At 67.7% G+C, this 26,864-nt stretch carries 27 protein-coding genes and 1 pseudogene; 13 read left to right on the plus strand and 15 right to left on the minus strand.

Annotated elements, in window-relative coordinates; translation table 11 throughout:
• Positions 1-35 precede the first annotated feature (35 nt).
• Entirely contained in the window at positions 36-794 is a 759-nt protein-coding gene (locus tag WAX14_RS17715; RefSeq protein ID WP_422629365.1) for a MerR family transcriptional regulator, read from the minus strand.
• A 114-nt stretch (positions 795-908) separates the two neighbouring features.
• Positions 909-2,465 (minus strand): SpoIID/LytB domain-containing protein, encoded by a 1,557-nt coding sequence (locus WAX14_RS17720; protein WP_422629366.1) that lies wholly within the window; start codon positions 2,463-2,465, stop codon positions 909-911.
• A 309-nt stretch (positions 2,466-2,774) separates the two neighbouring features.
• Between WAX14_RS17720 and WAX14_RS17725 the strand changes: the two are divergent.
• Positions 2,775-4,900: pseudogene (locus WAX14_RS17725) on the plus strand (N-acetylmuramoyl-L-alanine amidase).
• A 7-nt stretch (positions 4,901-4,907) separates the two neighbouring features.
• Here WAX14_RS17725 and WAX14_RS17730 read toward each other — a convergent pair.
• Complete coding sequence (locus tag WAX14_RS17730) at positions 4,908-5,732, minus strand: HAD family hydrolase (protein WP_422629367.1); 825 nt, start codon at positions 5,730-5,732, stop codon at positions 4,908-4,910.
• A 4-nt stretch (positions 5,733-5,736) separates the two neighbouring features.
• On the minus strand, positions 5,737-6,531 hold the full coding sequence (locus tag WAX14_RS17735) for a lysophospholipid acyltransferase family protein (protein WP_422629368.1): 795 nt from the start codon (positions 6,529-6,531) through the stop codon (positions 5,737-5,739).
• A gap of 65 nt (positions 6,532-6,596) precedes the next feature.
• Here WAX14_RS17735 and WAX14_RS17740 point away from each other — a divergent pair, with 65 nt between their 5' ends.
• From WAX14_RS17740 to WAX14_RS17755, 4 genes are all read left to right on the plus strand, one after another.
• Positions 6,597-7,412 carry a hypothetical protein gene (locus WAX14_RS17740; RefSeq protein WP_422629369.1) on the plus strand — a complete coding sequence of 272 codons (816 nt, stop codon included), beginning with the start codon at positions 6,597-6,599 and terminating at the stop codon, positions 7,410-7,412.
• 55 nt (positions 7,413-7,467) lie between these two features.
• Positions 7,468-9,018: a Rieske 2Fe-2S domain-containing protein gene (locus WAX14_RS17745; RefSeq protein ID WP_422629370.1), complete on the plus strand. Its 1,551-nt coding sequence runs from the start codon at positions 7,468-7,470 to the stop codon at positions 9,016-9,018.
• Between the two features lie 80 nt (positions 9,019-9,098).
• The gene (locus WAX14_RS17750; RefSeq protein ID WP_422629371.1) at positions 9,099-10,073 is read left to right on the plus strand and encodes an ABC transporter substrate-binding protein; all 975 of its coding nucleotides are present in this window, start codon (positions 9,099-9,101) and stop codon (positions 10,071-10,073) included.
• Between the two features lie 3 nt (positions 10,074-10,076).
• Complete coding sequence (locus WAX14_RS17755) at positions 10,077-11,198, plus strand: alpha/beta hydrolase-fold protein (protein WP_422629372.1); 1,122 nt, start codon at positions 10,077-10,079, stop codon at positions 11,196-11,198.
• On the opposite strand, the gene WAX14_RS17760 is transcribed toward WAX14_RS17755, so the two are convergent.
• Entirely contained in the window at positions 11,195-12,331 is a 1,137-nt protein-coding gene (locus tag WAX14_RS17760; RefSeq protein ID WP_422629373.1) for an MFS transporter, read from the minus strand. The two genes, WAX14_RS17755 and WAX14_RS17760, sit on opposite strands and share 4 nt — an antisense overlap.
• A gap of 200 nt (positions 12,332-12,531) precedes the next feature.
• On the opposite strand from WAX14_RS17760, the gene WAX14_RS17765 reads away from it, so the two are divergent.
• Entirely contained in the window at positions 12,532-12,948 is a 417-nt protein-coding gene (locus WAX14_RS17765; RefSeq protein ID WP_422629390.1) for a PaaI family thioesterase, read from the plus strand.
• 105 nt (positions 12,949-13,053) lie between these two features.
• Here WAX14_RS17765 and serS read toward each other — a convergent pair whose 3' ends face one another.
• Positions 13,054-14,316, minus strand: a complete 1,263-nt coding sequence (serS, locus tag WAX14_RS17770; protein ID WP_422629374.1) for a serine--tRNA ligase — start codon at positions 14,314-14,316, stop codon at positions 13,054-13,056.
• Between the two features lie 148 nt (positions 14,317-14,464).
• Here serS and WAX14_RS17775 point away from each other — a divergent pair, with 148 nt between their 5' ends.
• Both WAX14_RS17775 and WAX14_RS17780 read left to right on the plus strand, forming a co-directional pair.
• Positions 14,465-15,520, plus strand: a complete 1,056-nt coding sequence (locus WAX14_RS17775) for a septum formation family protein (protein WP_422629375.1) — start codon at positions 14,465-14,467, stop codon at positions 15,518-15,520.
• An 8-nt stretch (positions 15,521-15,528) separates the two neighbouring features.
• Positions 15,529-15,867, plus strand: coding sequence for a metallopeptidase family protein (locus WAX14_RS17780; protein WP_422629391.1), 339 nt, complete (start codon positions 15,529-15,531; stop codon positions 15,865-15,867).
• A 53-nt stretch (positions 15,868-15,920) separates the two neighbouring features.
• Here WAX14_RS17780 and WAX14_RS17785 read toward each other — a convergent pair whose 3' ends face one another.
• Complete coding sequence (locus tag WAX14_RS17785) at positions 15,921-16,046, minus strand: hypothetical protein (protein ID WP_422629376.1); 126 nt, start codon at positions 16,044-16,046, stop codon at positions 15,921-15,923.
• 180 nt (positions 16,047-16,226) lie between these two features.
• On the opposite strand from WAX14_RS17785, the gene WAX14_RS17790 reads away from it, so the two are divergent.
• Positions 16,227-17,204, plus strand: coding sequence for an NAD(P)H-dependent flavin oxidoreductase (locus WAX14_RS17790; protein ID WP_422629377.1), 978 nt, complete (start codon positions 16,227-16,229; stop codon positions 17,202-17,204).
• Positions 17,205-17,267: 63 nt separating this feature from the next.
• On the opposite strand, the gene WAX14_RS17795 is transcribed toward WAX14_RS17790, so the two are convergent.
• The 7 genes from WAX14_RS17795 to WAX14_RS17825 form a co-directional block, all read right to left on the minus strand.
• Positions 17,268-17,555, minus strand: a complete 288-nt coding sequence (locus tag WAX14_RS17795) for a putative quinol monooxygenase (protein WP_422629378.1) — start codon at positions 17,553-17,555, stop codon at positions 17,268-17,270.
• 128 nt (positions 17,556-17,683) lie between these two features.
• Positions 17,684-18,841, minus strand: a complete 1,158-nt coding sequence (locus WAX14_RS17800) for an acyl-CoA dehydrogenase family protein (protein WP_422629379.1) — start codon at positions 18,839-18,841, stop codon at positions 17,684-17,686.
• A gap of 25 nt (positions 18,842-18,866) precedes the next feature.
• Positions 18,867-19,850, minus strand: a complete 984-nt coding sequence (locus tag WAX14_RS17805; protein WP_422629380.1) for an NAD(P)H-dependent flavin oxidoreductase — start codon at positions 19,848-19,850, stop codon at positions 18,867-18,869.
• Between the two features lie 5 nt (positions 19,851-19,855).
• On the minus strand, positions 19,856-20,503 hold the full coding sequence (locus WAX14_RS17810) for a TetR/AcrR family transcriptional regulator (RefSeq protein ID WP_422629381.1): 648 nt from the start codon (positions 20,501-20,503) through the stop codon (positions 19,856-19,858).
• A 33-nt stretch (positions 20,504-20,536) separates the two neighbouring features.
• Entirely contained in the window at positions 20,537-21,298 is a 762-nt protein-coding gene (locus tag WAX14_RS17815) for a 3-hydroxyacyl-CoA dehydrogenase (RefSeq protein ID WP_422629382.1), read from the minus strand.
• A 27-nt stretch (positions 21,299-21,325) separates the two neighbouring features.
• Entirely contained in the window at positions 21,326-22,519 is a 1,194-nt protein-coding gene (locus WAX14_RS17820) for a thiolase family protein (protein WP_422629383.1), read from the minus strand.
• 79 nt (positions 22,520-22,598) lie between these two features.
• Positions 22,599-23,399 (minus strand): crotonase/enoyl-CoA hydratase family protein, encoded by an 801-nt coding sequence (locus WAX14_RS17825; protein WP_422629384.1) that lies wholly within the window; start codon positions 23,397-23,399, stop codon positions 22,599-22,601.
• 181 nt (positions 23,400-23,580) lie between these two features.
• Between WAX14_RS17825 and WAX14_RS17830 the strand changes: the two genes are divergently transcribed.
• Positions 23,581-24,552, plus strand: a complete 972-nt coding sequence (locus WAX14_RS17830; RefSeq protein ID WP_422629385.1) for an NADPH:quinone oxidoreductase family protein — start codon at positions 23,581-23,583, stop codon at positions 24,550-24,552.
• A gap of 19 nt (positions 24,553-24,571) precedes the next feature.
• On the plus strand, positions 24,572-25,357 hold the full coding sequence (locus WAX14_RS17835; protein WP_422629386.1) for an enoyl-CoA hydratase: 786 nt from the start codon (positions 24,572-24,574) through the stop codon (positions 25,355-25,357).
• Between the two features lie 21 nt (positions 25,358-25,378).
• Here the strand turns inward: WAX14_RS17835 and WAX14_RS17840 are convergent, their stop codons facing one another.
• Complete coding sequence (locus tag WAX14_RS17840; RefSeq protein WP_422629387.1) at positions 25,379-26,017, minus strand: TetR/AcrR family transcriptional regulator; 639 nt, start codon at positions 26,015-26,017, stop codon at positions 25,379-25,381.
• A 158-nt stretch (positions 26,018-26,175) separates the two neighbouring features.
• Here WAX14_RS17840 and WAX14_RS17845 point away from each other — a divergent pair, with 158 nt between their 5' ends.
• Entirely contained in the window at positions 26,176-26,484 is a 309-nt protein-coding gene (locus tag WAX14_RS17845) for a PE family protein (protein WP_422629388.1), read from the plus strand.
• A 40-nt stretch (positions 26,485-26,524) separates the two neighbouring features.
• The coding region (locus WAX14_RS17850; RefSeq protein ID WP_422629389.1) for a PPE domain-containing protein at positions 26,525-26,864 on the plus strand (340 nt) is incomplete at its 3' end.

Genomic DNA, 26,864 nt, shown 5'->3' on the forward strand with positions numbered 1-26,864 from the left:
GTTTCCGGTAGTAGGAGCTACCGGAAACACGCACGTCAGGCCAGCAGGGCGCGTAGCGCAGCGCGCACGAATTCGGCCCCCGCGGTGCCGCCGTAGTTCGCCGCGAACCGCTCGTCGGCGACGTACATGTCGGCCAGTCCCAGCACGTAGCCGCGATCGGGTTCGGGGTTGCCGTGGCCGGGGGTCCCGGGGATCGAACCCAGCCACTGCACGTGCCGTCGGGCCAGTTCCAGTCCGCGGTCGCCGGTGGGGTCGAGACCCGCCTGCGCGGCCGCCGTCCAGTCCGACCCGAGCCAGTCGGCGACCGTCTTCCAGTCACGGCGCTGTTCGTCGGTCATGTCCCGCCACCAGCGGTCGCTGCTGTCGTAGGCGTCGCGGCCCCACCGATCGATCACCTCGTCTCGGTACTGCGTGTGATCGAACCCGTCGAACATTTCCTCTGCCATCAGTTCCTCACCTGCTTCCGTCTTGCGGATGGTCGTGCGCACCGCGTCGATGCGGCGACCCAATTGCCGTTGCTCGTGTTCGAGCAGCTCGAGGTGGGTTCGCAACGCGCCGGTCGTGTCGGCCTGCCCGGCGATCACGTCGCGGATCGTGGGCAGACCCAGGCCGAGTTCCCGCAGCAGCAGGACTTGTTGCAGGCGCACCAGGGCGTCGCGGTCGTAGAACCGCATGCCGTTCGATCCGGTCCGGCTCGGCGCAAGCACGCCCACGTCGCCGTAGTGCCGGAGCGTCCGGCTGGTGACCCCGGTCGCGCGGGCCAGTTCCTGGATGGACCATTCACGCTGCGCCACGGTGTCCCCTTCCTCGTGGCATCCAGCGTGCATCTTGACGTCGCGTCAATGTCAAGGAACGAAAAGCGGCCGCCGTCGAATCGAACCCGACGGCGGCCGCTTCACCTTCCGCATCTATTCGGCGCTACCGGTCCCCGGCAGCCACTGCCGCAGAATCGACGCGTCGAACACCTGTGCACCGAACTCCGGTGTCCACAGGATGACTCCGTTGGTGAACACCCGGAACTTGCCACGTTCGTCGGGAAGCATCAGCTCGGGTCCGACGGGCGAGCCGAGGTCGCTCGACACGCCGCCGAGTTCGTTGTACTTCTCCTGGATGGCCGGACTCTGATCGGTGCCGAACGGGGTGGTTCCGACCTCCGGACCCGGCTCGGGAGCGGGGGTACTCGGCGGAACTGCCGATTCCGCGCCTTCGTTCACGGTGAACCAGTCGGATCGCAACCCCAGCTTGGCGCGGGCCTCGGCGCCCGTGGTCTCGATGGAGCGGTCTGTTCCGACCACCCGGACGCGGGTGACGCGACCCCCGTCGGCACCGAGGTTGTTGCGGGTGAGAACCTCGAAGTCCTGCAGTTCACCGACCCCGAACGCGGTGCCGATCTCACCTGCGGTGAGCGTCTTCGCCCACTGCTGGTTCGGCGCGACCTTGTCGCCGAGATCCTCGACGGACGGGAAATCGCCACCGGCACTGTATCCGCCGGTCGACGCCGAAAATTCGGTGCGTACGACCTGGCCGTCCTTCAACAGCACCATGCCGCGGGTGGTGCGCACGGCGTCGTCGGTGCGCGGATCCTCCTTGGCCGAACCGCCGTACACCTGGCAGCTCTGGGTGTCGCAGGTCTGCCATTTCTCGTGGCGCTGTTCGGCGAGCGCGTACGACCGGGCGGCGATGGCCTGGGCACGCAGTGCCTCTGCGCCGCCGGTGTCGGCCCAGGAAGGCAGTGACTCGACGGGAACGACGGCACGCAGGTAGTCCTCGACGGACAGGCGGTTGACGGTGCGTGCGGCGGCGCCGTCGAGTACGACGCCGATGGCGCCGCGGTACGCGGTGCCGTCGGTGCACAGTTTCAGGTGTTCGTTCGCGGGCCGGTCCTCGCCGGGGTCGACGGGATCGACCCACGGCAGGTCGGCCCGGCCCTGCCAGCGGACGTCGCCGGAGCAACCTGCGGTGACGACGACATCGGCGCCGCCGTCCGCGGTGGGTGTGAGGTGCGCGGCGTCGCCCGGGCCGACCGTCTGGCCGGCGACGACGAGCCCGGCGTCGGAATAGACGGCGAGCGGCACGTCGTCCTGAGCCTCGAGACGCACGGCGATCGGCGAAATGTCGAGGGTGCCGAGCGACGTGCCACCGTAGAAGTGTCCGACGATCCGTTCGGCCGTCCAGCCGTCCTGCGCGTATCCGTACGCTCCCCACCGCCCCATGCCCCGGCCGTGACCGTGGCCGTATCCGCTGAACGTGAACGGCGTGTCGGCGGCGACCGCTTGCTCGACCGTGGGGGTACCGGAGCGCACGTGCGCGATCCCGCCGATCGTGGCGCCGATCAGCAACGCGGGTGCGAGACCGAGCGTGGCGGCGCGGGCAATCGAGGGCTTCCAGCCACCGCGGAAGGGCCGTCCGACGATGATGCGACTTCTGCGGATTCGTCCCCTGCGGCGGTTCGGCTGTCGTGGCATGCGCTGCGCTCCCTCGTTGTCGCACTTCGGGGTGCCGCGCGAACGAACAGTTCGCACGATCGGACATTCCCACCAATCCTCAAGCTTAAGTTGAGGCTTAAGGTTTGGTGGGACTAGTGTGGCAAGAGTGACCGGGCAAGGCAACAACTGACACACCAGTCACACAAGAATCATAAGTTGCATGAAATAGGGTCGGTTAGCACGAAGAACAGGCCCACGACGGAGTATTCGCATGGAATATCCGGTCCACCGACGCCCTGCCCGAAGCAGCTGACACAGGAACGCTGAACGAAAAGGGGAGAAGCAACAGTGCCGCATCGCCGCCCGAAGCCGTCGATCGTCCTGGGTGCCGTCGCTGCCCTGGCGGTGGCCACTCCGTTCGCCGTGTCCGGAATCACGAACGGAACATCCGACGTCCGCAATACAAACGAAACGACGGATGCGATCGCCGCGATCGCGCCGAAGTCGTCCTCGCGCACGCGCCCGACGTCGTCATTCCACTTCAGGACCTGACCGGTCTGAACCTGCCGGATCTCAGCGTCAAGGAACTCGTCGAGGGCCTACCCGCGCTCACCCCGGCCCCGAACCCGAACGCGACCGGCCTCGTCGATCGCATCGGTGCCACCGTCAAGGAGATCAGCGGCGACAATCCGTTCAGCATGATCGCGCTCGCCGCGACCGACGTCGCCGCGACCGACGCGCTGATCCGTTCGCAGCGCGAGGACGGCAGCTGGAGTCCGTGGACGGCCACCGAGCCGATCGAGTCGATCCGGACCGACGCCGCCGCCGATGTCCGCGGGGGCACCGAGCCGATCTTCGTCGGCCTCACCCGCGCGGTCCAGGTTCTGCTCACACCGCGCCCAGGGCCCGAACCCACGCTCGCCGGTGCCGAAGCCCCCGTGCCCACCGAAGCCCCTGCGCCCGCTGCCGCCCCCGTGCCCGCCGAAGCCCCAGTGCCCGCCGAAGCCCCCGTGCCCGCCGAAACTCCTGTACCCGCCGAAACTCCTGTACCCGCCGAAGCCCCCGTCGCCGCGCCACAGGACCAGGCCTCCGACCTCGGATATGTTCCGGCGTCGTCGTCTCGACCGCTGCGAGCGCAGGAACCCGCCGCCGCATACGCCGACGACGTGACAGCGGTACTCATCAACCCGGGCAGCGGCGGCAACGACGCGAATCTGTCCGATATCGCCGAGCCCGTCGGCGGAAACGGGCCGAAGGTCATCACCCGCGCCCAGTGGGGTGCCGACGAGTCGATCCGCTGCGACAAACCCACCTACGACGATTCCCTCGGCGGCGCGACCGTGCATCACACGGCCGGCAGCAACGACTACTCGAAGGCGGAATCCGCCGAGATCGTCCGCGCCATCTACGCCTACCACGCGCAGACGCTCGGCTGGTGCGACGTCGGCTACAACGTGCTCGTCGACCAGTACGGGCAGATCTTCGAAGGTCGCGCGGGCGGACTCGACCGCCCCGTTCAGGGCGCCCATTCGGGCGGCTTCAACGAGAACACGATGGGTATCGCCATGATGGGCGACTACTCGACGGTGACGCCGCCGCAGGCCACCCTCGACTCGGTCGGCAAGTTCCTCGGCTGGCGCCTCGCCAAGGCCGGTCTGGACCCGAAGGGCCACACCACCATGTACTCGGAGGGCACGTCGTTCACGCCGTATCCGCAGGGTGCGGCAGTCGATCTGCCGATCATCTTCGCGCACCGCGATGTGGGCAGCACCAGTTGCCCCGGTGATGCCGGCTACGCCCAGATGAACAAGATCCGCGATATCGCGGCGGCCGCGGCGGCCGGGGGAAGCCGGCCTTCTCCCGATTCGTCGGTGCTCAGCGGTAACAGTGCGAAACCGGCCCCGCCGAACTCCGTCGGCGCCCCGTCGACCCCGTCGACCGGGTCGACCGGGTCTGCCGACAACGCGCAAGGCCTGCTCACGGAGTTTCTTCGCCTGACCGACAACTCTCCGCTCGCTCAGAAGTGGATTGCCGAGGGCGGCGAGCTCGGGCGGTTGGGCGCAGCGCTGTCGGGCGTCCTGCAGTCGAAGGCCGGATTCCAGCACGCGCAGTTCGTCAACGGCGCGATCTACACCTCCCCGAACGGTGGGGTGTGGACGGTGCTCGGCGAGATCTACAAGGCCTGGCAGCAGTTCGGTCTCGACAACGGCGAACTCGGCCTGCCGACCAGCGACGAGTACCGGGTGCCGGACGGCTGGCGGTCGGATTTCGAGTTCGGGTCGCTGATCTTCAACGAGGCCACCGGCGCGGTCACGAAGGTGCTGCGCGCCTACAACGACGCCTACGAGGATTCGCTGCGGACCCCTCCCCCGGTCGAGACCGCATCCGCAGAAGCGGCGCCCCCGGCACCGGAAGCCGCACCCGAGCCGGCACCTGCCCCCGAACCCGCACCGGCACCGGCACCGGCACCCTGAGCAACAGTTACGGCCGCCACCAACGTTCGAGGACACGGGCAACCCCGTCCTCGGTGTTGGTGGCGGTCACTTCGTCGGCGACGGCCTTCGCGTCGGGATGCGCGTTCTCCACAGCCACCCCGAACCGCGCCATCGACAACATGGGAACGTCGTTGGGCATGTCGCCGAACGCGACGATCCCGTCCGCGTCCACCCCCAGCAGACCGGCCGCCGCACGCAAACCCGACGCCTTCGTCACGCCCGCGGCCGAGATCTCGATCAGGCCGTTCGTCGTCGAATAGGTCAGATCGACACGGCCCGCGAGCGCCGGTGCGAGCGCCTCGGCCATCTCCCGACTGGTCGCCCCCGACATCCGGATCAACAGTTTGATCGCGGGCTGGGCGATCACCTCGTGCTCGGCGAGTTCGGTGTTGTCCGGGTTCAGCCATGCGTGTTCGTAACCCGGCGCGCTGACGAACTGCGGGCTGGCCGCGTCGTGGGCGTTCGTCGCGACCCGCTCGGCCGCCAACCCCGCCCCCGGCAGCGCATGGCGGGCAACGTCCGCAATCCACGCCATCTCGTCGGCGGACAGCAAGGTCGTGTGCAGGATACGGTCGGTGGCACTGTCGTAGATCACCGCGCCGTTCGCACACACCGCGAGCGGTGCGTACCCGAGTTCCTCGACGACCGGCGAAATCCAGCGCGGTGGCCGGCCGGTGGCCAGGAGGAAGGGCGTGCCCGATTCGACGACGGCGTGCACCGCGGCGCGGGTCCGTTCCGACACCCGTTCGGTGTCGTCGATCAGGGTGCCGTCGACATCGGTCGCGACGAGGCTCGGAACGTGGGGATTCACCCGGCTATTGTCCCGGAGCGGACGGCCCGGAACCCGAATCGTTCGCACGCTCGGCACGCTCGCGTTCCTTGCGGGCGCGACGTTCCGCGGCGACACGCGCGTCCTCGGCGTCGGCTTCCGCACGGCCCGGCGCCGACCCACCGAGCCGCTGCGGCACCCAGTAGGCGCCCGGCTCGTGCCGGTAGTCCTGCTGCACCTCGTGCAGCATCTTCTCCATCACCGCGTGCAGTTCCGCGGTGACGTCCGCAGTCGCCTCGCTCGGGCTGATCGGTGTGCCGACCTTGATGACGATCGGCGTGTTGGTGCGGCCCAGCCGCTTGGGATGTCCCTTCGTCCACACCCGCTGCGAACCCCACAGCACCATCGGCACGATCGGCACACCCGCCTCCAGCGCCATGCGCGCGGCACCGGACCGGAAATCCTTGAGTTCGAAACTGCGACTGATCGTCTCTTCGGGGAACACACCGACGAGTTCGCCCGCGCGTAGCGCCTCCACCGCGCGCCGGTAGGAGTCGCTCGCATCGCCGCGGTCGACCGGGATGTGCTTCATTGCGCGCATCATCGGCCCGGAGATCTTGTTGTCGAAGACTTCTTTTTTCGCCATGAAACGGATGTACCGCTTGGTGGCGCGGGCCGGGATTCCCGCGTAGGTGAAGTCCATGTAGCCGGTGTGGTTCATTGCGATGACCGCGCCGCCGGTCGCCGGGATGTGTTCCTCCCCGGAGATCGTGAATTTCAAGCCCTGCGCGGCGAAGAGTGTGCGTGCCACGCCGATGATGGTCCGGTAGAAGGGTTCCACGACGGCTAGCGTAGCCGGAGCCACGGCAACCTCGCCGACCACGATCTCGTCAGGAGTGTCTTCCATTGCATGTCGTCTCGGGAAAGTCCCGCTTGTTCGCGCTCGCGGGGGTAGCCGCGGTCGCGGTCGCCGGGTGCGCCGGTGACGGGCAGTCCGGCATTCCCACCGAAACTCCCGAACCGCCGGCAGCATCGGAAACCGTCGAGCCCGGCACGACGCCCACCACGGCACAGGCGCCGGCGGTGACCATCGGTGAGGTCCCCGGCAATCCGGACGCGGCCGCCGCGCTCGAGCCCTGGCTGACCGATCTCGTGGCGGGACGAGACGTCGTGTCCCAGTGCTGGACGATCGCACCGGAACGGGCGGCCGCCATGTACACCGATGTCGATGCGATCACCGCGGCGGTTCGGCAACCGGGCCGGGACGGGCAGTACACGGTCACCTGGTCGGCGAACGGTACCGACGTGTCCGTACTGCGCAGCGAAATCACCTCGGGTTATGCGTGCCCGTATGTGCACCCGACCGGCGAGGACGCCACCACCGGCGACGATGCCGTCCACGTCGTCACCCGGTTCCTCGCGCGCGCCACCGGGGAACCGCTGAGTCCGTCCGACACCGAGAAGCAGTACCGGTTGGTGTGCGACGAACGCGCGATCTGGGATCCGTGGGGCACCGGTTCGCCGTCGGTGCCGCCGCTGTCGACGAATCCGGACGTTCTCGACGACGTGACGACCTTCGACGCGGCATCGGCGATCTTCGCCCCTCTCGACGACGTCTACGGCAGTGTGACAATTCCTGTCGTCGAGGCGGGAGCGACCCGAGACCTCGTTGTCTACGTCACAACGGGATCGAACGGGTACTGCCTGGGCGCAGTGGACTGATCGGCGACGCCTACCCTGGTGGTCACGTCGGTCGCCAGTTCAGGAGGGCAACGAAGTGCAGATCACCAGCGTCGGACACGCCGGGTTCCACATCCAGACCGAGGCCGGGTCCATCCTGTGCGACCCGTGGGTGAACCCCGCGTACTTCGCGTCGTGGGTGCCGTTCCCGGACAACACCCAACTCGACTGGGATGCTCTCGGCGACGTCGACTACCTGTACGTGTCGCACCTGCACAAGGACCACTTCGACCCGGAAACGCTGCGCGCACATGTCCGCAAGGACGCAACCGTGCTGCTGCCGGACTACCCGGTGCCGGACCTGAAACGCGAACTCGAGGCCCTCGGATTCACGAAGTTCTTCGAAACCACCGATTCGGTGAAGCACACCGTGGAGGGGCCGAACGGCTCGCTCGACGTCATGATCATCGCGATGCGCGCACCCGCCGACGGGCCGATCGGTGATTCCGGCCTGGTGGTGTCCGACGGCACCACGACCGTGTTCAACATGAACGATGCGCGGCCCATCGACATGGATCCGATGCTAGAGGCGTTCGGCCGGATCGACATCCACCTGCTGCAGTACTCGGGCGCCATCTGGTACCCGATGGTCTACGACATCCCAGCCGGCACGAAACGTAATTTCGGTCAGCAGAAGCGCCAGCGCGGCATGGACCGCTGCCGTTCCTACATCGAGCAGGTCGGGGCAACATGGATCGTCCCGTCCGCCGGGCCGCCGGTGTTCCTCGACGACGATCTGCGCGACCTCAACGACGACCACGGCGACGTCGGCAACATCTTCCCGGATCAGCAGGTGTTCCTCGAGCAACTGCGCATCCACGGCCGCGACGGCGGTCTGCTGATGATTCCGGGTTCGGTCGTGGATCTCGCGGGCAGCGAGCAGATGACGCTCACGCACCCGATCCCGGACGAGCAGGTCGAGGCGATCTTCACCGACAAGGCCGCCTACATCGAGGAGATGGCGCAGCGGTTCGCGCCGGTCATCGCGGCGGAGAAGGCCACGTGGGCGCCCGCCGAGGGCGAGCCACTGTTGGACGGGCTCAAAGCGAAATTCGAGCCGATCATGGCGCAGTCCGATCTGATCTGCGACGGCATCGGCTACCCGGTGGGCCTGGTGATGGGCGACGAGACCGTCGTCCTCGACTTCCCGAAGCGCGTGGTGCGCGAGCCCATCGAAGGAGAAGGCAAGTACCGCTACGGTTTCCGCATCGCGCCGGAACTCGTACGCACGGTGCTGCGCGACGACGAGCCGGACTGGGTCAACACGATCTTCCTGTCCACTCGGTTCACGGCATGGCGGGTCGGCGGCTACAACGAATTCCTCTACACCTTCTTCAAGTGCCTCACCGACGAGCGGATCGCCTACGCGGACGGCTGGTTCGCCGAGGCGCACGACGATTCGGCGTCGATCGAGATCGGCGGCTACGAGGTCCAGCGACGCTGCCCGCACCTCAAGGCCGATCTGTCGAAGTTCGGTGTGGTCGACGGCACCACCTTGACCTGCAATCTTCACGGCTGGCAGTGGGATCTCGAGACGGGCCGTTGCAAGACGTCGAAGGGTCACGAATTGCGCAGCGCCAAGCTGTGACTCGCGCTCTCGGATGCCCCACTCCGACAACGATAGTTAGGCTAGGCTAGCCTCGGCGTCGTTGTCGATGAGAGGAAGCCATGAGATTCGCCCGCGTCGCCACCGCGCTCGTCGCCGTGCCACTTCTGTTCAGCGCCGCATGTTCCGAATCGTCCGGAACGTCCGACGATCCGTCGGCAGCCGTCACGGTGACCGACCAATTCGGTGACGTCACCGTCGACGACACCCCGACCCGCGTGGTCACACTGTCGGTCTCCGACAACGACGCCGCGCTGGCCGCCGGAATCGTCCCGGTCGCAATGGCGCAGTCCGTCGTCAAACCGGTCATGCCGTGGACCGAAGAAGCCATCACCGAGCTCGGCGGCGAAGTTCCGCCCCTGATAGACGTCACCGACGTCCCCATCGAAACGGTCGCCTCCTACGATCCTGACCTGATCCTGGCGACCGGTATCGAACTCACCCCCGCGGTGTACGAGCAACTCACCGGCATCGCGCCGACCCTGTCACGCGCTGAGGCGGACAAGGCGGACAGCTGGGCGGAGCAGGCCCGCCGCGTCGCTACGCTGTTCGGCACGAGCGAGCAGATCGACGAACAGATCCGCGCCGTCGAAAACGATCTCACCACCGCCGCCGGGCGCCACCCGGAACTACAGGGTTCCACCTACGTCGTGTCGCTGCTGCACTCGGCCGACCAGGCAGGACTGCTCACCGGGCCTGATTCGGCGACCAGCCAACTGCTCGGCAGCCTCGGTCTCGTCCCGGCGCCCGCAACCGAACAGTACGTCGCCGAGGGCAACGAGGCTCAGCTCAGCCCCGAGAACCTGAGCATGCTCGATGCCGATGTTCTGCTCGGCTACTTCCCCACCGCGGAACTACGCGACCAGTACAACGCGATGCCGTTGTTCACCAGCCTGAACGTCGTATCCGGGGGACATCACTACGTTCCCACCGACGAGGAATGGCGTGCGTTCCGTTCCACCAGCCTGCTGTCGATGACCTGGCTGGGCGAACAACTCCCCGAGAAGATCGCGGCCGCCGTCCGCGGCGAGGCCTGACCGATGGGTGGTCGCGACACCGTTGCTCCCCCGGTTCCGATTCGACGTCCGGCGCCCGACCGGACCCGACGTCCGGTACCCGACCGTTCGGCACCCACCTCCGTAACGGCAGCACGATCGTCGCGACTGCACCCCGGTACGCCGGTCTTCGAACCCGACGGCAACGACTGGATCGCGACATTCACCGTCGCCGCGGCCGCAGTGCCATCGTCCACGACCGCAGTGTTCCTCGACGTCAACTGCGTCACCGACCGCAGTGTGCTCACGTCGGGCGCGATGACGCCGGATCCCGGTGGCGACTCGTGGACGCATTCGGTCCGGGTTCCGGCGGGCTGGCGGGGCGCCTACTGCTTCATCCCGTCGGATGCACCGATCACCGGCCCCGAACCCGGGGAACACGAGCGTGACTGGTGGATTCGATTTCGCCGCAACGCACTCGATGTCGTGGAGGGTGCGACACCGGACGCACCGTCACAACAACTGTGGACCGGTGACACACCGGGCGGTGTCCTCACCTCCGAAGTCGTCACCCTCGACGGAATCCGACGGACCGTCCACACCTACGTTCCGCCCGCACCCGGTCGCGGAACCGTCGTACTGTTCGACGGCGACGAGATCCGACGGCACCGGGTGCTCGCCGCTTTCGATCACACCGGTATCTCTCCCGCGCAGGTTCTCACCGTCGACCACACGAGCACCGACGGCCGCACCGTCCGCGAATCCGATCTGACCGCCAATCCGCGGTTCCGCGACGACCTGCTCCGCCTCACCGGAGGACCGGTCGTCGTCGGCGGCTGTTCCTACGGCGGCCTGGCCGCGATGTACTTCGCGTTGACCCGGCCCGACGTCGTCGTCGGCGCCGCCTGCCTGTCCCCGTCGATGTGGTGGCACGACGACCACGGACGCGACATCCCGACGATCGCCGGTGCCGACCGCGGCGGCACGGTCCCCGTCCACTGCGAAACCGGCAGCCTCGAATGGTTGATGCTCGACGAAGTCGCTTCGACCACGGACCGTCTCGCCGCGGCCGGGCATCCGGTGAGGTCGGGTACCTTCGCCGGCGGACACGACTGGGTGCAGTGGCGCGAACGCCTCCCCACGCTGATCACCGGCCTCCTGCGCTAGTTCCTGTCGTTCCGATGCGGGCGCCTCGGCAACCAGCGCGGCGCCTGAGCCGCAACAAGCAGCAGCGGCACCGCAACCGCGGCGACGAGGATCGACAGCGACAACCACACCGAACCCAACGCGAACCCCACGAACAATGCGAGCGACGCGACCTCGCTGGTCAGGCCGGCCACCGACGTGACGGTCGCGCGGGCCGAACCGGACATCGCATCCTGCATCCGCACCTCCGACACGATCACCGCGTTGTGCACGGCGCCGTAACCGATACCGATCGCAACGAACCCCGCCACGCCCCCGGCGACGGCTCCGGCCGCGATCAGCATCGCGGCAGCGCACAGCACGCCGGCCATGATCCGGCCGGACATACCGGCGGTCCGTCCCGCGACCGCGGCACCGACGATCTGCCCCGCGACGGTGATCGCCACCAGCAGCGGAGCCTGCGCCGTCGACGCGCCGCCGTCACGGGCGAGCATCGCGAAGTACTCCTCGAGCGCCAGGAACGACATCAACACCGCGGTGAGCAGCACCACCCGCCGGACGATCCGATCGGTGCGAATCTCGCCGGTCCCGTCACGCAGCGACCGCGCGTAGCGGGTCAGGAACGTACTCGCACCGTCATCTACCCGTGGAGTGCGGCGCACCGACGGAAGTGTGAATACGAGCAACCCGTCGACGACCGTGATCGCGATCGACACCCACCCGACAAGGGTGTAGCCGCCGAGCGCGAACAACGGACCGGCTGACGCGGTCGCGAGGAACACGCTCGTCACCTCGGCGGAGTTCACATAACCCTGGACGGTCGCGTATCGGTCCCGCGCGCCGAGCGCCGCCAACTCCTCGTACAGCAACGCCTCGAACGTGCCCGACTTCATCGACTCGGCCAGGCCCCACAGTGCGAAACCGGCCGCGAACCCCCAATAGCTCGGCACCAGCATCCACAAGGCGAACGACGCGGTGAGCAGCCCCGCGCTGCCGAACAACAGGGCTCGACGGGGAACTGTGTCGGCCCACGCACCGGACGGCACCTCGGTCACGAACGCGGCAATCGACCACACCGCGAACAGCGACGAGATCTGCGCCGTCGACAGACCGTGATCCTCGAACAGCAGGCCGTACACACCGTAGAGCGGCACCAACTCGCGCGTCGCGGAATACGCGACGGCGCGGACCGTCAGAGACGTGGTCGGTGCGAGTCAACATCGACGGGACATGCACAGAATCGTCCCATTCCGGCAGCGGTCGCGTCGAGTGTTTTACGGTCGACGACGTGACCGAACGCGAACGCACCTATACGTGGGACGACCCGGCCCCCACATCGGCGGCCAACCGTGACATGCCGGGGTTGGACTTCCTGCGCGGCCTAATCGACGGGTCTATCCCCCACCATCCGACGTCGCGCACGCTCGGCTTCACCGTCACCGATGCACGCGACGGGTTCGCGGAGGTGACCTTGGAGGCGCAGGAATTCCATGCCAACGCTGTGGGCAGCGTGCACGGCGGGGTCCTCGCGACCCTGTTCGACACCGCGATGGGCTTCGCCGTGTCGAGCACCCTCGCCGGCGGCACCGGCTACACGACTCTCGATGTGCAGGTCCGCTATCTACGACCGGTGCAGCCCGGCCACATCGTCCGGGTGCAAGGGTTCTGCGAACACTCCGGGCGACGCACCGCGACAGCGCGTGGTGAGGCCCGAGACGAGCAGGGCCGGCTGCTGGCGACCGGCTCGACCACCTGCATGATTCTGAGCTGATCCGGTCGGATCGCCCCGTTTCGGCTGAGCGAGTGGTACGCCCGGTCGATTGAACGAGACGAGGGATACATTCGCTCGCCGGGGGCCGGCGGGGACCCGCCCCGATCAGCCGACCGGTTCGAGCACCTCACGCCCGACGAACGGAACGAGCGCGGCCGGGACCTTCACGGAGCCGTCGGCCTGCTGGTGGTTCTCGAGGATCGCGACGAGCCAGCGGGTGGTGGCGAGGGTGCCGTTGAGTGTTGCGGCGGTTTGCGGTTTGCCGCTGTCGTCCCGATACCGGACGCCGAGGCGGCGGGCCTGGAAGGTGGTGCAGTTCGAGGTGGACGACAGTTCGCGGTAGCGCTCCTGCGTCGGCACCCATGCTTCGCAGTCGAACTTGCGGGCCGCGGACGATCCGAGGTCGCCGCCGGCGACGTCGATGACCCGGTAGGGGACGTCGATCGCGGCGAGCATCTCGCGTTCCCACGCCAGCAGACGTTGATGTTCGTCGGTCGCGTCTTCGGGTTTGCAGTAGACGAACATCTCCACCTTGTCGAACTGGTGGACGCGGATGATGCCGCGGGTGTCCTTGCCGTAGCTGCCTGCTTCGCGACGGAAGCACGACGACCAGCCGGCGTACCGTTTCGGTCCTGCGGTCAGGTCGACGATTTCTCCCGAGTGGTAGCCCGCGAGCGGCACCTCGGAGGTGCCGACGAGGTACAGGTCGTCTTCTTCGAGGTGGTACACCTCATCGGCGTGCTGGCCGAGGAACCCTGTTCCCTGCATGATCTCGGGACGTACGAGCACCGGCGGGATCATCATGGTGAAGCCGTTGGCGGTGGCCTTCTGCGCGGCGAGCTGCAGCATGCCGAGCTGCAGCAGTGCGCCGTAGCCGGTGAGGAAGTAGAAGCGGGCGCCGGCGACCTTCGCGCCGCGTTCCATGTCGATCAGGCCCAGCGACTCGCCGAGCGTCAGATGATCCTTCGGCTCGAAGTCGAAGGTGGGCAGTTCGCCGACGGTGTCGAGGGTGACGAAGTCGTCCTCGCCGCCGGCCGGGGCGCCGTCCTGCACGATGTTGGAGATCGCCAGGTGCGCGCGGTCGAGGGCTTCCTGCGCGGCGTGCTGCTCGGCTTCGAGTTCCTTGACCTTCGCGGCAAGTTCTTTCGACCCGGCGAGCAAGGCGGGGCGTTCCTCCGGGGACGCCTGTCCGACCTTCTTGCCCAGCGCCTTCTGTTCGGCGCGGATGTTGTCGCCGGCCAGCACCGCGGCGCGGCGGGTTTCGTCGGCCTCGAGCAGGGCGTCGACGAGACCGGGGTTCTCACCTCGGGTGCGCTGCGAGGTACGGACTGCATCGGGATTCTCGCGGAGGAACTTGAGGTCGATCACGAGACCGAAGCCTACCGGTGCCGGAGTTACCGGTAGGCGTCCCTCCCGAACATCCGCGTGGTGTCGTCCCGGAACCGGGGTCGATCGGATCGTCGCCCACGAACACCGAAGTTACCCCGCGCGCCGTCGGCAGGCATGATGGACGGCGATGGCCGAGGAGAAACAGCAGCAGTCCACACGGCGACCGCCGTCCGCGAAGCTGACCCGTCGCGCGTTGATACTGGTCGCGGCGGGTGCGGTTCTCGCCGCGGTCGCGTCTGTGGTGATTGCCGGGTTCGGCGGTTCCAGCGACGACTCGGCGGGGTCCGGCGGTGCCGTGTACACGACGGGGGCGGTCGCCGGGGAGGCGTTCGGAACCGCGGTCGGCGGCGACTGCCTGACCTGGTCCGCGATCGATGCGAGCGATCTGGCGAAGGTCGATTGCGGGCAGACCCACTTGTTCGAGGTGGTTCAGGACATCGACCTGAGTGTGTTTCCCGGCGCGGAGTGGGGTCCCGGTTCCCGGTTCCCGTCCGTCTTGCGGTTCACGGAGCTGCGCGATCAGTTCTGCGCGCCCGCCGCGATGGACTATCTGGGGGGTCGTTTCGATCCGCACGGCAAGTTCAGTGTCGGCCTCATCAACCCGGGTGAAGCGGGCTGGGGGGCCGGCGAACGCACCTTGCGGTGCGGGTTGCAGTTCTCGTCGACGACGGGCAACCTGCTGCCCATCGAGGGTCGTGTCGCCGATCAGGATCAGTCCCGCGCATGGGAGGTGGGCACGTGTATCGGCATCAACAACGGGGTGCCTGCCGATCCGGTGGAGTGCTCGCAGCCGCACGCGTTCGAGGTCGTGGCGATCGTGGATCTGTCCGGCCAGTTCCCCGGTGGGGTGCCGAGCACCGACGAACAGGACAAGTTCCTCGAGGCGACCTGTACCGAAAGCACGAATGCCTACCTGGGCGATCCGAACGCGCTGCGCAACAAGACGTTGACCCTGTTCTGGGACAATCTGGATTTCGACAGCTGGCTCGCGGGCAGCCGGAAGGTGAACTGTTCGGTCGGCAAACAGGTCGAAGGCGGCGGCTTCGCATCGATCACCAGTTCGGCGCAGGGCGACATTCTGATCGACGGGCAGCCACCGGTGGCGCCACCCGAGTTGCCGGAGGGGCGGTCGCTGCCGACACCTCTGCCGGGCGCGGCTCCGCTCCCTGGCGGTGGGCGATGAGCGTCCGGATGGACGAGGAACGCTTCGAAGAACTGGTGTCCGAAGCGTTGGATCTGATTCCACAGCAACTCGCCGAGGCGATCGACAACGTGGTGGTGCTGGTCGATGCGCGGCACGACGAGGAACCGAGCCTGCTGGGGTTGTACCACGGGGTGGCGCTGACCGAACGCGACTCGCACTATGCGGGGTCACTGCCGGACACGATCACCGTTTACCGCGATGCGATCCTCGACATCTGCGAGTCCGACGACGACGTGGTGCACGAGGTGGCGGTCACCGTGATCCACGAGATTGCGCACTATTTCGGAATCGAGGAGGACCGCCTCCACGAACTGGGCTGGGGCTGACCGGTCGCCTGCCCCAGCGTTCGCTTCTACCGACTGTGTCTACTTGGTGCTGTCTACTTGTTGCGCTGGAAAAGGTGCGGGTTGATCGTCGAGATCCCCAGCAGAATCAGCGAGCCGAGGATCACCTCGAGCACCACGATGATCACGACTGCCACGCCCACGATTTCGAGAATCTCCATGACCAAGGACCATACCTTGTACGCCACTGGACTCTGGTCTGCGCGGGTCCCCCGGTCCGTATGCCTGCGTTCTCTGCCTACCCCGACGATCAATGGACCGTCACCATTGACTGTTTAGCAGTCGGCCCCTAGTCTCGGCTCGGCATCCGCGACCGAGAACCGACCACCCAGGAGCAGTACATGAGCTTGCCGCCCGTCCTCCGCGATCGCCTGCGCCTTCCGGTCGTCGCGTCGCCGATGTTCATCGTGTCCAACCCGGATCTGGTGATCGCACAGTGCGCCGCGGGGATCGTCGGTTCGTTCCCGACCCTCAACGCGCGCCCCCAGTCTCAGCTTCGCGAATGGCTGACGCGGATCACCGAGGAACTCGCCAAGTACGACGCCAACAACCCGGAGTCTCCGTCGGCGCCGTTCGCGGTGAACCTCATCGTCCACAAGTCGAACGACCGACTCGCCGAGGACCTCGCGACCGTGGTCGAGTTCGAGGTGCCGATCGTCATCACGTCACTCGGCGCCCGACAGGACGTCAACGACGCCGTGCACGGCTACGGCGGCATCGTCCTGCACGACGTCATCGACAACCGGTTCGCGCGCAAGGCAATCGACAAGGGAGCGGACGGCCTGATCGCGGTCGCCGCCGGCGCGGGCGGTCACGCGGGCACCCAGTCGCCGTTCGCGCTGGTGCAGGAGATCCGCACCTGGTTCGACGGTCCGCTGCTACTGTCCGGGTCGATCGCACACGGCAACTCGATCCTCGCCGCGCAAGCGGCCGGCGCCGATCTCGCCTACGTCGGGTCGTCGTTCATCGCGACCACCGAGGCCAACGCATCGGACGCCTACAAGCAGATGCTCGTCGACTCGACCGCATCCGACATCGTCTACACCAACCTGTTCAGCGGTGTTCACGCCAACTACCTGCGCGGCAGCATCACCGCGTCGGGCATGGATCCGGACCACCTCGCGACCTCGGACCCGTCGAAGCTGAACCTGGGGACCGAGACCGCCACCGAGGGCGGCGCGCCCGGCCCGAAGGCGTGGCGGGACATCTGGGCCTCGGGACACGGTGTCGGATCGATCGCAGCGGTCGAGTCCGTCGCGGATGTGGTCGCGCGGTTCCGCACCGAATACGCCGACGCCCGCGCTCGGCTGGCACTGTAGGACAACCAGGACGACGACACGACCGCGGGCGTGGGACAGGAATACCCCACGCCCGCCGATCCGTCAGAGTCCGCTGTAATGCGTGAGCTTCGGGACACCGGCCAGTAGCGGACCGAGATCGGTGATCGCACCGGGACCGGCGCGGAACTTGCGGTAGGCGGTGTCGTGGTCGGTGGACTGCCACTTCTCCACAACCACCCAGCGGGCCTCGTTGCCCCGGTCGACGAGGATTTCGATGCCGAGGCAGCCGTCGAAGGCGCGGGTCTCACCGAGTACCCGGTCCATGACCGTCTTCGCGTCGGCGAGCGCGTCGGGCTTGAACTCGAGTTCCAGCAGGGCAGTGAGTGCCATGGCCATCCTTTCGCGGCGAATGTGTCCGGCGTCACCGGATCAACCTCACCATTACCGAAGATCCGCGACTTCGCAATATGCCCGAACGTGGACCCCGCCACATCGCACGGAGCCCACCGGCACGGAGGTCAGGCGAATTCGGACGCGATGTCGCGGCCGATGATCTCCTTCATGATCTCGGTGGTGCCGCCGTAGATCGTCTGGATGCGGGCGTCGACGTAAGCGCGGGCGATGGGGTACTCCATCATGTAGCCGTAGCCGCCGTGCAGTTGCACACCGCGGTCGACGACACGTTTCTGCAGCTCGGTCGCCCACCACTTGGCTTTCGACGCATCCACCGCTGTCAACTCGCCCGCGTTGAGCGCGAGGACACACCGGTCGATGTGCGACTCGGTGACCTCGATCTCGGTGAGCATCTCCGCGAGCACGAAGCGGGTGTTCTGCAGATCGCCGATCGGCTTACCGAATGCCTTGCGCTCGAACGCATACCGCTTGGTCCACTCGTACGCGGCACGCGCCGACGTGATCGCCGAGACGGCGATGCCGATGCGCTCGAGCGGCAGGTTCTCCATCAGATGGAAGAAACCGCGACCCTCACCGCCGAGCAGGTTCCCGGCCGGGACCCGAGCGTCTTCGAAGACGAGTTCGGCGGTGTCCTGCGCCGCGAGGCCGACCTTGTGCAGTTTGCGACCACGGCTGAATCCGGGGGTGTCGCGCTCGACGACGATGAGCGAGAATCCCTTCGCTCCGGCACCCGGATCGGTCCGGCACACGACGATCACGAGGTCGGAGTGGATACCGTTGGTGATGAACGTCTTCTGTCCGTTGACGACCCATTCGTCGCCGTCGCGCACCGCGGTGGTCTTGACGCCCTGCAAGTCCGACCCGGCGCCCGGTTCGGTCATCGCGATCGCGCCGACCACCTCGCCTGCTGCCATGCGGGGCAGCCAGCGGGCCTTCTGCTCCTCGGTACCGAGGTGCAGCAGATACGGTATGACGATGTCGTCCTGCAGCGCGAGTGTCGCACCGAACGACGTGGTGCCGGTGCGCGCGATCTCTTCCTGGACGATGTAGCGGAAGCGAAAATCGGTGACACCCGATCCGCCGAACTCCTCAGGCACACCGAGCCCCACGACTCCGGACTTGCCCGCCGTGAGGTAGGCGTTGCGGTCGATGAGCCGCTCGTCCTCCCAGCGTTCGTAATTCGGCTCGACCTCGCGGGCGAGGAACTCGCGCACCGTCTCCCGGTACGCCTCGTGGTCGGCTTCGAACAGTGTGCGGTACATGATGTTCTCCCAGTCGTGGTGCGGGTCAGGCGTTCACGCGCGACATCATGCCCGCGAGACGCTCGGAGATCAGCCCTTCGGCCTCGGCGACGATGCGCTCGACGAGTTCTCCCGCCGTGGGAATGTCGTGGATGATGCCCTGGACGGTACCGACGGTCCAGATGCCGGCCTCGGGGTCACCGTTCTCGTATACGAGGCGACCTCGCGCACCGGCGACCAATTCACGCACGTCTTCGAATTGTCCTCCACGGCCCAGGATTTCGACGACCTCACGGCTGACGGTGTTGCTCGCGACCCGGGCGGTGTTGCGCAGCGGGCGGAAGATCAGTTCGGTGTCGGTTTCCTTCGATGCGACGATCGCCTCCTTGATCCGCTGGTGGATCGGCGATTCGGTGGTGCACATGAACCGGGTGCCCATGTTGATACCGTCGGCCCCGAGCGCGAGTGCCGCGACGAGGCCGCGACCGTCACCGAAACCGCCGGACGCGATCATGGGGATGGTGATCTGCTCGGCTGCGGCGGCGATGAGCACCAGACCGGGCACGTCGTCCTCACCGGGGTGCCCGGCGCATTCGAAACCGTCGATGCTGATGCCGTCGACGCCCGCGTCCTGCGCTTTGACGGCGTGCCGGACGCTCGTGCACTTGTGCAGGACCTTGATGCCCGCGGCGTGGAAGTCGGGCAGGTGCGGGGCCGGGTTGGACCCGGCCGTCTCGACGATCGTGATGCCGGATTCGATGATGACGCGGCGGTATTCGTCGTACGGCGGTGGGGTGATCGAGGGCAGGATCGTCAGGTTCACGCCGAACGGTTGGTCGGTGAGTTCGCGGGTGCGGGCGATTTCCTTCGCGAGGTCGTCGGGGGTGGGTTGGGTCAGCGCGGTGATCATGCCGAGGGCCCCGGCATTGGCGACGGCGGCGACCAGTTCGGCGCGACCGACCCATTGCATGCCACCCTGCACGATGGGGTGGCGGACGCCGAACGTTTCGGTGAAGGCGGTGGACAACACGGTGGTTACTCCTCGCGATGAAGGGGGCGGGTGGGACTGCGGTATCCCACGATGCGCAGGGCGATGGCCGTGTACCGGCCGGCGACCTCGGCGGGCGTCAACGGCCCCTCCGGCTGGTACCAGCGGGCGATGGACTGGCACATGCCGAGCAGCGCGCGGACCGTTTCCTCGATGTCGTCGACGTCGAACACCTGCTGTTCGGCACCGCCGCGAACAAGGTCGATCATGATGAGCTCGAGGCGTTTTCGGGTTGCTGCATAGGTACGCCGGTTTTCCGGGGCCACGTGCCGCAGCTCGGAATCCAGGCTGGAGCGCCGCGCACGATAGGTCATGTTGAGCACGATCGCTTCGACGGCGTTCGCGAATCGGGCGACCGGGTCGTCGCCGCCGTCGTCGACCGCGGCACGAACACGGTCGATGAGGTCGAGGACAGCGGCGTCGAGCAGGGTGACGAGAACGGCTTCCTTGTTCTCGTGGTGGTAGTACAGGGCAGGCACCGTCACGCCGACCCGGCGGGCCAGGTCGCGGACGGTGGTGCCGTGGAAGCCGTTCTCGCCGAACGCTTCCAGGGCGTGCTCGAGGATGGGGCCGAGCTGCAGGGGTTCGAATTCCCGCCAGTCGCCGGAGAATTCCGGTTCGGGCTGTGCAGTCATCGGCCCCGTCCTCTCACATCGTCGGTGCGCAGATCAGCGCGGAGCCATGCGGATCGCGCCGTCGAGGCGGATGACCTCACCGTTGAGCATCGCGTTCGAGACGATGTGCGCTGCGAGGGCACCGTATTCGGCCGGGTCGCCGAGGCGGGACGGGTGCGGGACCTGCTGGCCGAGAGACTGCTGGGCCGCCTCCGGCAGGCTGCCGAGCAGCGGCGTCTTGAACAGGCCGGGTGCGATGGTCACGACACGGATCAGCAGCGACGCGAGGTCGCGGGCGATCGGCAGGGTCATGCCGACGACCCCACCCTTGGACGCGGAGTACGCGGCCTGGCCGATCTGGCCGTCGAACGCGGCGACGGACGCGGTGTTGATGATGACGCCACGCTCGCCGTCGATCGGTTCGGTCTTGGCGATGCGCTCGGCGGCGAGACGGATCACGTTGAACGTGCCGAACAGGTTGACGTTCACGACCTTCTTGAATGCGTCGAACGGGAACGCGCCGTTCTTGCCGACCGTCTTGACCGCGTTGCCGATACCGGCGCAGTTCACGGCGACGCGCAGGGGGCCGAGCGACTCGGCCAGGTCGAGCGCCTCGGTGACGGCGGCCTCGTCGGTGACGTCGGCGGCGGCGAATCGCACGCGGTCACCGAGTTCGGCGGCGACGGCCTCACCGGCGGACGACGGCAGGTCGATGATGACGACCTGGGCTCCATCGGCGACGAGAGCCTTGACGGTGGCGAGGCCGAGGCCCGAGGCTCCACCGGTGACGACGGCAACGCTGTCGTTGACGATCATGTTCACACCCTTCGATTGTGTTATCTGTCAGAGTCGTTCGATGACGGTGGCGTTGGCCATGCCCGCGCCCTCACACATCGTCTGGAGACCGTAGCGGCCGCCGGTCGCCTCGAGGTAATCGACCAGTGTGGTGAGCAGCCGGGTACCCGACGAGCCGAGCGCGTGACCGAGCGCGATGGCGCCGCCCCACGGATTGAGCTTGGCCGGGTCGGCTCCGAATTCGTGTGCCCAGGCGAGCGGCACCGGCGCGAACGCCTCGTTGACCTCGTAGGCGTCGATGTCGTCGATACCCAACCCGGCCCTGGCGAGGACCTTCTGGGTCGCGGGGATCGGCGCGGTGAGCATGAACATCGGGTCGTCGCCCGCGACGGAGAACGAGTGGAAGCGGGCGCGCGGGGTCAATCCGAGCTTGTTCGCCATCTCCTCGCTCATGATGAGCGCGGCGGATGCACCGTCGGTCAGCGGCGACGAGTTGCCGGGGGTGATGATCCACTGCGCCTCGGGGAAGCGGGCGGTGTACTCGTCGGTGCGGAACGACGGCTTCAGTCCGGCAAGACCTTCCGCGGTGGTGGTGGCGCGTACCGTCTCGTCGACGGTGTGCTGCACCTGATCACCGGCAGCGTTGGTCACGGTGATCGGGACGATCTCCTTGCCGAAGTGCCCGGCTGCGATCGCGGCGGCGGCGCGCTGGTGCGACTGCGCCGCGTAGGCGTCGAGCGTGTCCCGGTCGAACTTCCACTTCGCGGCGATGAGTTCCGCCGAGATGCCCTGGTTGACGAGTCCCTCGGGGTACCGGGCGCGCAGGCTCGGGCCGTGAGTGTCCGCTCCCATCGAGGAGGTGCCCATCGGGACGCGGCTCATCGACTCGACACCGCACGCGATGACCATGTCGTAGGCGCCGGCGATGACACCCTGCGCGGCGAAATGCGCGGCCTGCTGGCTCGAACCGCACTGACGGTCGATGGTGGTCGCGGGCACGGAGTCCGGGAATCCGGCGGCCAGCAACGCGGTGCGGGAAATATTGAGTGACTGCTCCGATGCCTGGTTGACGCAGCCGCCGAGGACGTCGTCGACCTGCGCGGGGTCGATGCCGTTGCGCTCGACGAGCGAGCGCAGCACGTGTGCGAGCAACTCGACGGGGTGGGTACCGGACAGGGCGCCACCGGGCTTGCCCTTGCCGACCGCGGTGCGGACGACGTCGACGATCACGGCTGTGGTCATGACGGTTTCCTTTCGGAGCGAGAGTGGAGAGGCCCGGCGCCACGAGGGGGTGGGTGGCGCCGGGCCGAGTTCATCGGGGTCAGCGGCCCTGCCAGACGGGCGGGCGCTTCTCGGCGAAGGCCGTCGGGCCTTCCTTGGCATCCGCGCTGGTGAAGACCACCTTCATGGCGTCGACGTTGGCGGCCCACACGTCGGGAGCCCAGTCGTCGCCGTGCGCGGTCCGGTGGATCATCGCCTTCGATTCGCGCACCGACAGCGGCGCATTGGCGGCGATCGTCTCGGCGAGTTCGAGCGCGACCTCGAGTGCGGTGCCGTGCGGTGCGATCCGGTTGACCAGGCCCAGTTCCTTGCCCTGCGCGGCCGTGATCGGTTCGCCGGTGAGGGCGAGTTCGAGCGCGACCTTGCGCGGGATCTGCTGTTGCAGGCGGATGACACCACCGGCCGCGGCGAACAGGCCGCGCTTGACCTCGGGCAGCCCGAGCTGTGCCTGCTCGTCGACGACCGCGAGGTCGGAGGCGAGGACCAGTTCGGTGCCGCCGCCGAGCGCGAATCCGTTGACCGCGGCGATCGTCGGCTTGCTGATCCAGTGCTGGACGTATCCGGCGAAGCCCCATTCGGGATGCCCGTCGGCAGAGGTGTTCTCGCCTGCGGCGAGTGCTTTGAGGTCGGCGCCGGCGCAGAAGGCGCGACCCGCACCGGTGAGCACCACGACGCGTATCTCGTCGTCCTGCTCGGCCTGCGCGAGCAGGGTGCCGACGGCGGTGGACAGCGCCGCGTTCACGGCATTGAGCGCGCGGGGTCGATTGAGGGTGATGACGGCGACGCCACCGCGTCGCTCGTACACGGCGGCGGGTTCGGTTGTCGACTGGTCGTCGGCCATCGTGGTCCCTTCGGAAGATCCTGACTTATCGATCGCTAAATATCTACCACGGAACGATCGCTCGGTCAATGGATTCGACCAGCTAGCGCACGATCAGGGCGCTCTGGTAAGGATGAGCCCTGTGTGGCGGGCCGCGGCGCACACGCCGAGGCACGGTCGACCCATTCGACGAGGAGACCCGATGCAGGCGGTACAACTGACCGAGGCGACCGGACCCGACGGCCTGCGCCTGGTCGACATCCCCGAACCCGACGCCGGAACCGACGTCGTGATCGTGGACCTGCACGCCGCGGGCGTCTCCTTCCCCGACCTGCTGCAGACCAGCGGCGCCTACCAGTCGGTACGCCCCCTGCCGTTCGTCCTCGGCATCGAGGGCGCCGGAATCGTGCGCTCCGCGCCGGCCGGCAGCGGACTGACCGCCGGGCAGCGCGTCGCCGTCCTCGCCACCGGTGGCGCATGGCAGCAGACCGTCGCCGTGGATTCGACTTCCGTGTTCCCCCTGCCGGATTCGGTGTCCCTGACCGCCGCATCCGGACTCCTCATGAACTATCTGACCGCACACTTCGCACTCGACGAACGAGCCCGCTACCGGGCCGGCGAAACCGTACTCGTGCACGGCGCAGCGGGCGGCCTGGGCGTCGCCGCGCTCCAGGTCGCGGCGGCGCTCGGACTCGCGACCATCGCCGTCGTGAGCACCGAGGCGAAATCCGAAGTGGCCCAGGCTAATCGCGCAACACACACCGTTCCGGTCGACGGCTTCAAGGACCACGTCCTCGAACTGACCGGCGGGCGCGGCGTCGACATCGTCCTCGACCCCGTCGGTGGCGACCGCTTCACCGACAGCCTGCGCAGCCTCGCCCCGAACGGACGCCTCGTCGTCCTCGGCTTCACCGGCGGGGAAATCCCCACCGTCAAGGTCAACCGCCTGCTGCTGAACAACACCTCGGTACTCGGTGCCGGCTGGGGCGAATACATCCGCATGTTCCCCGACTATCCGGCCCGGCAGTGGGCCGGGCTCGAACCATTGCTCCGCTCCGGTGATCTGCACGTTCCCGAACCCACCCTCCACCCGCTGACGGACGCCGCCCGCGCCCTACGCTCACTCGCCGACCGCTCCGCCACCGGAAAAGTCGCATTGTCCTTGCAGCCCTGACGTTTCCGAAGGAGTAACCATGAGTGACACCGTCCCCGGCGTCGACAGTCGCGTCGACAACGGCGTCCTGCACGTCACGATCGACCGCCCCGCCCGCATGAACGCGGTCACCACCGAAACGCTCGAGGCACTGGCCGAAGCGTTCGAGAAGCACACCGGCGACGCGTCCGTGCGCGTGGCGATACTCACCGGCAGCGGGCGCGCCTTCTGCACCGGTGCGGACCTGTCGACGATCGATTCCGTCGACGGACCGCCCTCCCCCGCGACCATCGACGCCGCGAACCGCGCCGTCGCCGCGATCCGGGTCTTCCCCCGCCCCGTGATCGGCGCGATCAACGGCCCCGCGGCCGGCGTCGGAGTCTCCCTCGCCCTGGCCTGCGACCTCACGGTCGCGAAGGAATCCGCCTATTTCCTGCTGGCGTTCACCAAGATCGGGCTGATGCCGGACGGTGGCGCGTCCGCCCTGGTCGCCGCGTCGATCGGCCGGGCCCGTGCGCTGAAGTTGGCACTGCTCGCCGAGCGCCTACCCGCCGTCGAGGCCGTCACGGCCGGCCTCATCGCCGACTCCTACCCCGACGACGAATTCGACAGCGCGATCGAGTCGCTGACGCAGCGGCTCGCCGACGGCCCGGTCGACGCACTGGGTGCCACCAAGTCCGCGATCAACGACGCGACCCTCACCGAACTCGACGCCGCGTTCGCCCGCGAACGCACCGGGCAACTGACCCTGCTCGCAGCCGACGACTTCCGCGAAGGCGCCCTCGCGTTCCTGGCCAAGCGTCCCCCGGTGTACCGCAACCGCTGACCGATCCGGCCGAGCGGAACGTCAACGTCGCGTAGCCCCGACCGTCCTGAGCGCGATGTCGACGTACTTCGCCGCGACCTCGTCCGGGGTGAGCGTGCCCTCTGCGTGATACCAGCGCGGGATGGACTGGCACATGCCCAGCAGGGCGCGGGTCGTCTCGGCCGGATCGTCGACGTCGAAGACACCGGACGCGGCGCCGTCCTCGACGATGCCGCGGACGAGTCGTTCGACGCCCTTGCGGACCTCGCGGTAACGCTGCCGATTGTGCGGGCTCAGGTAGCGCGACTCGCCCTCGATCGCCGCCAGCCCCGAACGCAGCGTCATCCGCAACACGATGGCCTCGACGACGTTGGACAGTCGCTGCACCGGATCGTCGCCGCCGTCGTCGTCCGCGGCGTGCGCGCGGGACAGCACATCGCTGGTGGACAGTTCCAGCAGCGCGATGAGCAGGCCTTCCTTGTTCTCGTGGTGGTAGTACAGCGCCGGTACCGTGACGCCGACGCGCCGGGCGATCTCCCGCACCGAGGTGCCGTGGAATCCGGTTTCGTAGAACGCGGCGAGGGCCGCGGACAGGATCGGGGTGAGCTCGGTTGCCTCGAGTTTCCGCCAATCGGGCACGGCCACCCCGTCGGTGACGGTGTCGTCGGTGGAAGTTCCCATTCCCGCACCCAACCTATCGATCGCTCCGTCACTGCCGGGCTCGAGGATACCCGGCAGAAATCGCGTGGAACCGATCCGGACCGGGCCGCGTCCAACCCTTCGAGGGCAATCGGACCACCGCGCCCGCAACCGCACCCGAGATGTCAGGAGAACGGCCCGTGCCCGACCACATCTACGTCGACCCCGATGCCCTGCTCGTCGCTGCCGCCGAACTCGAAGCGCTCGCGTTGCGCCTCGAAGTGTCCCTGCGGGCGGCAGATCCGGCGCTGGACGTGCCCCCACCCGGATCGGAAGAGGTGTCGCGGCTGATATCGCAGCACTTCGGCGGGCTCACCGCGAGTTTCCGGCCTGCGGCCGTGCAGGGTATCGAGGAATTGCGGGCCGCGGCGTCGACCATCCGCAACCAGGCCGCGCACTACACCGATCTCGAGGCCCGCCGGGTCATCGCGCTGACCGCCACGGTGTGACCGACTTCTCAGACACGCAGTTCGGAAAGGGAGCGAAACGTTGACACTCGGAATGACCGGAGTCGTGTGGCTGCCGCGCGGCGCCACCGTGAACTCCACGAGCCTGACCGTCGGCACGGGACCACTTCCCATCGGCGCGGCCGGACCTGCCTGGGCCGCGGTCGCCGCGGCGTTCGCGGACGCGGATGTCACCCTCACCCGGGTCTCGGCGGAACTGGGTCTCGGCTGGGTGGGCACCACCGGCGGCACCGCGATCACCTCCCTCGGCCCGTTCATTGCCTGGACACACTCGGTCGTCGCGGAGGCCACCACAGCCGCGCACAAGGCCACGGTCGGTGCGGGCGCGTACGCGACCGCCCTGATCACGATGCCGAGCCTGC

This window comes from Rhodococcus sp. (in: high G+C Gram-positive bacteria) (assembly GCF_049299235.1).
In the GTDB taxonomy this organism is placed as follows: Bacteria; Actinomycetota; Actinomycetes; order Mycobacteriales; family Mycobacteriaceae; genus Rhodococcus.

Bases quoted from the DNA above. Each gene is read 5' to 3' on its own strand.
- WAX14_RS17720 (WP_422629366.1), bottom strand. From the start codon at position 2,465: ATGCCACGACAGCCGAACCGCCGCAGGGGACGAATCCGCAGAAGTCGC.
- WAX14_RS17750 (WP_422629371.1), top strand. From the start codon at position 9,099: ATGAGATTCGCCCGCGTCGCCACCGCGCTCGTCGCCGTGCCACTTCTG.
- WAX14_RS17755 (WP_422629372.1), top strand. From the start codon at position 10,077: ATGGGTGGTCGCGACACCGTTGCTCCCCCGGTTCCGATTCGACGTCCG.
- WAX14_RS17765 (WP_422629390.1), top strand. From the start codon at position 12,532: ATGCCGGGGTTGGACTTCCTGCGCGGCCTAATCGACGGGTCTATCCCC.
- WAX14_RS17775 (WP_422629375.1), top strand. From the start codon at position 14,465: ATGGCCGAGGAGAAACAGCAGCAGTCCACACGGCGACCGCCGTCCGCG.
- WAX14_RS17780 (WP_422629391.1), top strand. From the start codon at position 15,529: ATGGACGAGGAACGCTTCGAAGAACTGGTGTCCGAAGCGTTGGATCTG.
- WAX14_RS17785 (WP_422629376.1), bottom strand. From the start codon at position 16,046: ATGGAGATTCTCGAAATCGTGGGCGTGGCAGTCGTGATCATCGTGGTG.
- WAX14_RS17790 (WP_422629377.1), top strand. From the start codon at position 16,227: ATGAGCTTGCCGCCCGTCCTCCGCGATCGCCTGCGCCTTCCGGTCGTC.
- WAX14_RS17795 (WP_422629378.1), bottom strand. From the start codon at position 17,555: ATGGCACTCACTGCCCTGCTGGAACTCGAGTTCAAGCCCGACGCGCTC.
- WAX14_RS17800 (WP_422629379.1), bottom strand. From the start codon at position 18,841: ATGTACCGCACACTGTTCGAAGCCGACCACGAGGCGTACCGGGAGACG.
- WAX14_RS17810 (WP_422629381.1), bottom strand. From the start codon at position 20,503: ATGACTGCACAGCCCGAACCGGAATTCTCCGGCGACTGGCGGGAATTC.
- WAX14_RS17815 (WP_422629382.1), bottom strand. From the start codon at position 21,298: ATGATCGTCAACGACAGCGTTGCCGTCGTCACCGGTGGAGCCTCGGGC.
- WAX14_RS17820 (WP_422629383.1), bottom strand. From the start codon at position 22,519: ATGACCACAGCCGTGATCGTCGACGTCGTCCGCACCGCGGTCGGCAAG.
- WAX14_RS17825 (WP_422629384.1), bottom strand. From the start codon at position 23,399: ATGGCCGACGACCAGTCGACAACCGAACCCGCCGCCGTGTACGAGCGA.
- WAX14_RS17830 (WP_422629385.1), top strand. From the start codon at position 23,581: ATGCAGGCGGTACAACTGACCGAGGCGACCGGACCCGACGGCCTGCGC.
- WAX14_RS17835 (WP_422629386.1), top strand. From the start codon at position 24,572: ATGAGTGACACCGTCCCCGGCGTCGACAGTCGCGTCGACAACGGCGTC.
- WAX14_RS17840 (WP_422629387.1), bottom strand. From the start codon at position 26,017: ATGGGAACTTCCACCGACGACACCGTCACCGACGGGGTGGCCGTGCCC.